Consider the following 5,721-nt stretch of genomic DNA (forward strand, 5'->3'; position numbering starts at 1 on the left):
GAATTATTAGCAATAGGCTGTGCTAACTCTGTCTTTAGTTTTCTTAATTTACGTAGTTGGTTTTCATTAGGTTTAGGTGCGCTTGGCGGTATACCAGATACAGGTTTAGCTTGCCTAAGCTTACTTTTATCTACTTCACCAAAAATATTCTTATCAATAAGAGATTTATATTTGTAGTTACTAACTGGTGTTAGATTTTCTATAAACTTCTCGTCTATTTCTTCAATAAACCTACTAGGTTCTGCATCTACTAATTTACCCCAACGATACCTACTTTCTGTGTATGTTAAATACGCTTGTTTTTCTGCTCTTGTTAATGCAACATAAAATAATCTACGTTCCTCTTCAAGCTCTGTACGGGTATTCATACTCATAGCAGATGGAAACAAATCTTCTTCCATACCTACAATAAATACGTGAGGAAACTCTAATCCCTTAGCCATATGTATTGTCATAAGAGCAACACGGTCATCATCTCCCTTATCATTATCTAAATCTGTAGCAAGTGCCACATCTTCTAAAAACTCAGCTATATTACCTGTAGCATCTGCAAGTTCCATTTGACCTTCAACAAAGTCTTTTATACCATTTAAAAGCTCTTCTATGTTTTCCATTTTGGCAATACCTTCTGGTGTACCATCTTTTTTAAACTCTAAAAGAATACCTGTTTTTTTGGCAACGTGTTCAGACAAAGAAAAAGCATCTGCTCCTTTGTTCATTATCTGAAAACCCTTAATCATATTAACAAACTCTGTTAGCCTACGTTTGGTTCCTGAATTTATTTTTAGTTCTATTTTATCTATGTTCTCCATAACCTCGAACATAGATCTGCCGTAATGGTTAGCTGTAACTAGTAATTTATCTATTGTAGCCTGCCCTATTCCCCTTCCTGGAAAATTTATAAAACGCTTTAATGCTTCTTCATCTTTAGGGTTTATTACCAATCTTAAATAAGCCAAAACATCTTTAATTTCTTTACGTTGGTAAAAAGATAATCCACCATAAATTCTATATGGTATATCTCTTTTACGCAAAGCATCTTCAATAGATCTAGATTGCGAGTTAGTACGGTAAAGTACTGCAAACTCACCGTTATGCAGCTGCTCATTCATCCTAGTTTCAAAAATAGTACCAGCAACAAACCTACCTTCTTCTGCATCAGTAATACTGCGGTGAACCTTAATTAATGGTCCGTCTTCATTAGAAGTCCAAACAACCTTTTCTAACTGATTTTTATTTTTTTCTATAATAGAGTTTGCTGCATTTACAATATTACCAGTAGAACGGTAATTCTGCTCTAACCTGTACATTGCAACATTATCGTAATCCTTTTGAAAGTTTAGAATATTACTAATGTTTGCCCCTCTAAAGGAGTAAATACTTTGTGCATCATCACCCACAACACAAATGTTTTGGAATTTATCTGATAATGCTTTTACAATTAGGTATTGTGAGTGGTTTGTATCTTGGTACTCATCTACCATTATATACTGAAACCTATTTTGGTATTTTTGAAGTACTTCTGGAAAAACGTTTAAAAGCTCATTGGTTTTCAACAATAAATCATCAAAATCCATTGCTCCTGCCTTAAAACATCTATCTACATAATTTTTATAAATTTCACCAGTACGTGGGCGTTTTGCCATTGCATCTGCCTCTACTAAATCTGGATTATTAAAATACGCTTTTACAGTAATTAAACTGTTTTTATAAGATGATATTCTATTTTGTATTTGTTTGTATTTATAAACATCCTTGTCTAACTGCATTTCTTTAATAATAGAAGCAATTAAACGCTGAGAATCCTGAGTATCATAAATAGTAAAATTGTTAGGATACCCTAACTTATCAGCTTCAAAACGTAATAACTTAGCAAAAATGGAGTGAAAAGTCCCCATCCATAAACTCTTGGTCTCTGCACTACCAGCAATATCTGCAATACGCACTTTCATTTCTCTTGCTGCCTTGTTGGTAAACGTAAGCGACAAAATATTAAAAGGATCCACACCTTGTTGTATTAAATATGCAATACGGTAAGTTAACACCCTTGTTTTACCAGAACCAGCTCCGGCAATTACCATTAATGGTCCTTTTGTATGTAAAACAGGTGCTTTTTGAGCCTCGTTTAGTTGGGCAATAAATTCTTCCAATTGATTTTGTATTAAAATTTTTAGAGAAGTGTAAATTTAACCATAATTACTGCCAGATAAAACAAGTACTATTAATAATTATAAACAATAAAATTTACAATCAGTTTTATTTTAAATATCTTTAGAGAATACTACTTTTAAAACATACATTATATTGGAAAATATTGAAATTAGAATAGCTAAACTTGAAGATTTAGAAACACTTAAGTCTTTTGAGCAAGGAGTAATTTTAGCAGAACGTCCTTTTGATGAAACTTTAAAGCCAGACCCAATTTCTTACTACAGTATTGAAGATTTATTAAAGGATCCTAAAACAATTGTAGCTGTTGCCACATTAAACAATACGCTTATTGGCTCTGCTTATGCTACAATTAGGGAGGCAAAAAAACATTTAAAACACAGTACCTACGCCTATTTAGGTTTTATGTATGTAGATCCCAAGCAACGTGGCAAAGGTGTAAATAAAAGTATAATAGACTTTTTATTTAAATGGATAAAACAGCAAAATACCACTGAAGTTAGATTAGATGTTTATAGTGAAAATGCCGCTGCCTTACGAGCGTATGAAAAAGCAGGATTTAAAAAGCATATGGTAAATATGAGAATGAAAATCTAATTTTAAAGATTGATAAAAACCAAAATAACTGACTAATTACAACTATATGAAAACTAAAACCAATTTATTACTAGCAGTTCTGCTAAGTAGCTTTGCTTTACAAGCACAGAATTACAAATTAGATACTGATTACAAGAATATTGAAAAAAAAGTTATTGAATGGAGGCATAATTTTCATCAAAACCCAGAACTATCTAACCGAGAGTTTAAAACTGCAGAAAAAATTGCTAAGCATTTAAAATCTTTAGGAATAGAAGTACAAACAAAAGTAGCCGTAACAGGCGTTGTTGGTATTTTAAAAGGTAAACAACCAGGAAAAGTAATTGCTTTAAGAGCAGATATAGATGCATTACCTGTAACAGAACGCAATAATTTACCATTTAAATCTAAAGTTAAAGACCAATTTTTAGGGGTAGAAACTGGTGTTATGCACGCTTGCGGACACGATACACACACGGCTATATTAATGGGCGTTGCAGAAATTTTAGCTCAAAACAAAGACAAAATAAATGGTACTATTAAGTTTATTTTTCAACCTGCAGAAGAAGGTGCGCCTCCTGGAGAAGAAGGTGGTGCTGCATTAATGATAAAAGAAGGCGTTATGCAAAACCCTAAAGTTGATGCTATTTTTGGATTACATATTAATTCTGGTACTCCTGTTGGTGTAATTAAATACAAAACGGAAGGTATAATGGCAGCTGTAGAGCGTTTTGTTATTAATGTTAAAGGCAAACAAACACACGGTTCACAGCCTTGGTCTGGTGTAGATCCTATAGTAATATCTGCTAAAATTATTGATGGTTTGCAAACCATTATTAGTAGAGAATCTAACCTTACGGAAGAAGCTGCGGTAATAACTGTAGGTAAAATTACTAGCGGCGTACGCTTTAATATTATTCCTGAAAGTGCAGAACTTATTGGTACCATTAGAACATTAAATCCGGATATGCGTGAACTTATTTTACGCAGAATGAAAGAAATGACAGGGACTATTGCTAAAGCATATGGCGGTACAGCAACTTTAGAAGTAGAGAGTCAAACTTCTATTACCTATAATGATGTTGCTTTAGTAAACCAAATGTTACCAACTATGCAGCGTGTCGCAGGCGAAAAAAACGTTCATTTAACAAAAGCTACAACTGGTGGTGAAGACTTTTCATACTTTCAAGAGGTTGTACCTGGGTTTTATTTCTTTTTAGGCGGAATGACACCAGGTAACAAAGAAGCTTATCCTCACCACACACCAGACTTTAAAATTGATGATGCAGGAATGCTTTTAGGTGTTAAAACACTAACAGAAATGAGTTTAGATTATTTAAACAAATAACGTTGGACCAAACAATAAATGACTATAGATTTGGTTATTTTTGTAGCATAATTAAAAAGTTAAATTTATATAAAGTTTGACTTTAAAAAACAAATACAGATTAAATGGATTCTTTTTTAAATTTTATATCTAGTATCTCTTGGTGGATATGGTTATTAATTGGGTTAGCACTGGTTGCTATTCGTGATATTTTCTTTCAGAAAAAACATACTATTTCTCATAATTTTCCTATCGTTGGTCATATACGTTATATGTTAGAAAGTATTGGTCCTGAGATGAGGCAGTATTTTGTTGCTAACAATAGAGAAGAACTTCCTTTTAACCGTATAGAGCGTGGATGGATTTACGCTTCTGCTAAAAGCGAGAATAATTACGAGGGTTTTGGTACAGATAGAGATGTATATGCACACCAACATATTTTTGTGAAAAACCAAATGATGGCGTACAAGGTTGCAGACAATCATCCTAATACAATTGATAAAACATTTTTACCTTGTGCTAAAGTTATAGGTGCATATAATAAACGTAAAAAACCATTTAGGCCAGCATCTGCTATAAATGTATCTGCTATGAGTTTTGGTTCTTTATCTGCTGCAGCTGTTGAAGCTATGAACAAAGGAGTATTAAAAAGTGGCGCATACCATAACACTGGTGAAGGTGGTTTATCTCCTTATCATAAACAAGGTGGTGATGTTGTTTTTCACTTTGGAACTGGTTATTTTGGAGTTAGATCTGATGAAGGTAGTTTATCTATGGAAAAGCTAGTAAATTTAGTAGAGAATAACTCTTGTATTAAAGCTATAGAAATAAAATTATCTCAAGGAGCCAAGCCCGGTAAAGGAGGTGTTTTACCTGGAGCAAAAATTACAGCGGAACTTGCAGAAATACGTGGTGTAGAAATTGGTAAAGATGTGTTATCACCCGCAACACATAAAGCGTTTAGTACAATTCCTGAGTTATTAGCTTTAATTGAAGAGATTGCAGAAAAAACAGGTTTACCAGTAGGTATTAAAGGTGCTATAGGAAAATTAGACCAGTGGGAAGAATTAGCAGACCTAATGTTAAAAACGGGCAAAGGGCCAGATTTTATTACTATCGATGGTGGTGAAGGTGGTACTGGTGCTGCTCCGCCAAGTTTTGCAGATCACGTTTCTTTACCGTGGGTTTATGGTTTCTCTAGTTTATATAAACTATTTTTAGAGAAAAAATTAACAGACCGTATTGTTTTTATTGGTAGTGGTAAATTAGGTTTCCCTGCAAAAGCGGCAATGGCATTTGCTATGGGTGTAGATTGTATTAATGTTGCCCGTGAAGCAATGATGAGTATTGGATGTATACAAGCACAAGCTTGCCACACAAATACATGTCCGGCTGGTATAGCAACACAAAACCAATGGTTACAAAGAGGTGTAAATGTTCCTCTTAAGTCAGATCGTTTAGCGCAGTACTTTAAAAGTTTTAGAAAAGAATTGATAGAGATTACGCATGCCTCTGGTTATGAGCATCCTTGCCAATATACGATGGATGATATACAAGTAAACTTAGATGATAATGAACTAAACAGAAGTTTAGCTTTTACCTATGGTTACAACAAAGCAAAGGTTCCTTTTAACGGTATGCAAGAACTA

4 protein-coding genes are annotated in these 5,721 nt (G+C 33.6%); 3 read left to right on the top strand and 1 reads right to left on the bottom strand.

From position 1 onward, the window contains the following. Positions 1 to 2,150: UvrD-helicase domain-containing protein (locus ABJD66_RS08355; protein WP_348130340.1), on the bottom strand; the 2,150-nt coding region annotated here is incomplete at its 3' end. Positions 2,151 to 2,304: 154 nt separating this feature from the next. Between ABJD66_RS08355 and ABJD66_RS08360 the strand changes: the two genes are divergently transcribed. The 3 genes from ABJD66_RS08360 to ABJD66_RS08370 all read left to right on the top strand — a co-directional run. Continuing rightward, positions 2,305 to 2,766 (top strand): GNAT family N-acetyltransferase, encoded by a 462-nt coding sequence (locus ABJD66_RS08360; protein WP_100896109.1) that lies wholly within the window; start codon positions 2,305 to 2,307, stop codon positions 2,764 to 2,766. A 46-nt stretch (positions 2,767 to 2,812) separates the two neighbouring features. Next, on the top strand, positions 2,813 to 4,093 hold the full coding sequence (locus tag ABJD66_RS08365; protein ID WP_348130345.1) for an amidohydrolase: 1,281 nt from the start codon (positions 2,813 to 2,815) through the stop codon (positions 4,091 to 4,093). Positions 4,094 to 4,197: 104 nt separating this feature from the next. Beyond that, the coding region (locus tag ABJD66_RS08370) for an FMN-binding glutamate synthase family protein (protein ID WP_348130348.1) at positions 4,198 to 5,721 on the top strand (1,524 nt) is incomplete at its 3' end.

It is taken from the genome of Cellulophaga sp., from assembly GCF_039943695.1.
In the GTDB taxonomy this organism is placed as follows: Bacteria; Bacteroidota; Bacteroidia; order Flavobacteriales; family Flavobacteriaceae; genus Cellulophaga.

Excerpts from the sequence above, each read along its gene's own strand:
- ABJD66_RS08365 (WP_348130345.1), top strand. The coding sequence starts at position 2,813 with ATGAAAACTAAAACCAATTTATTACTAGCAGTTCTGCTAAGTAGCTTT.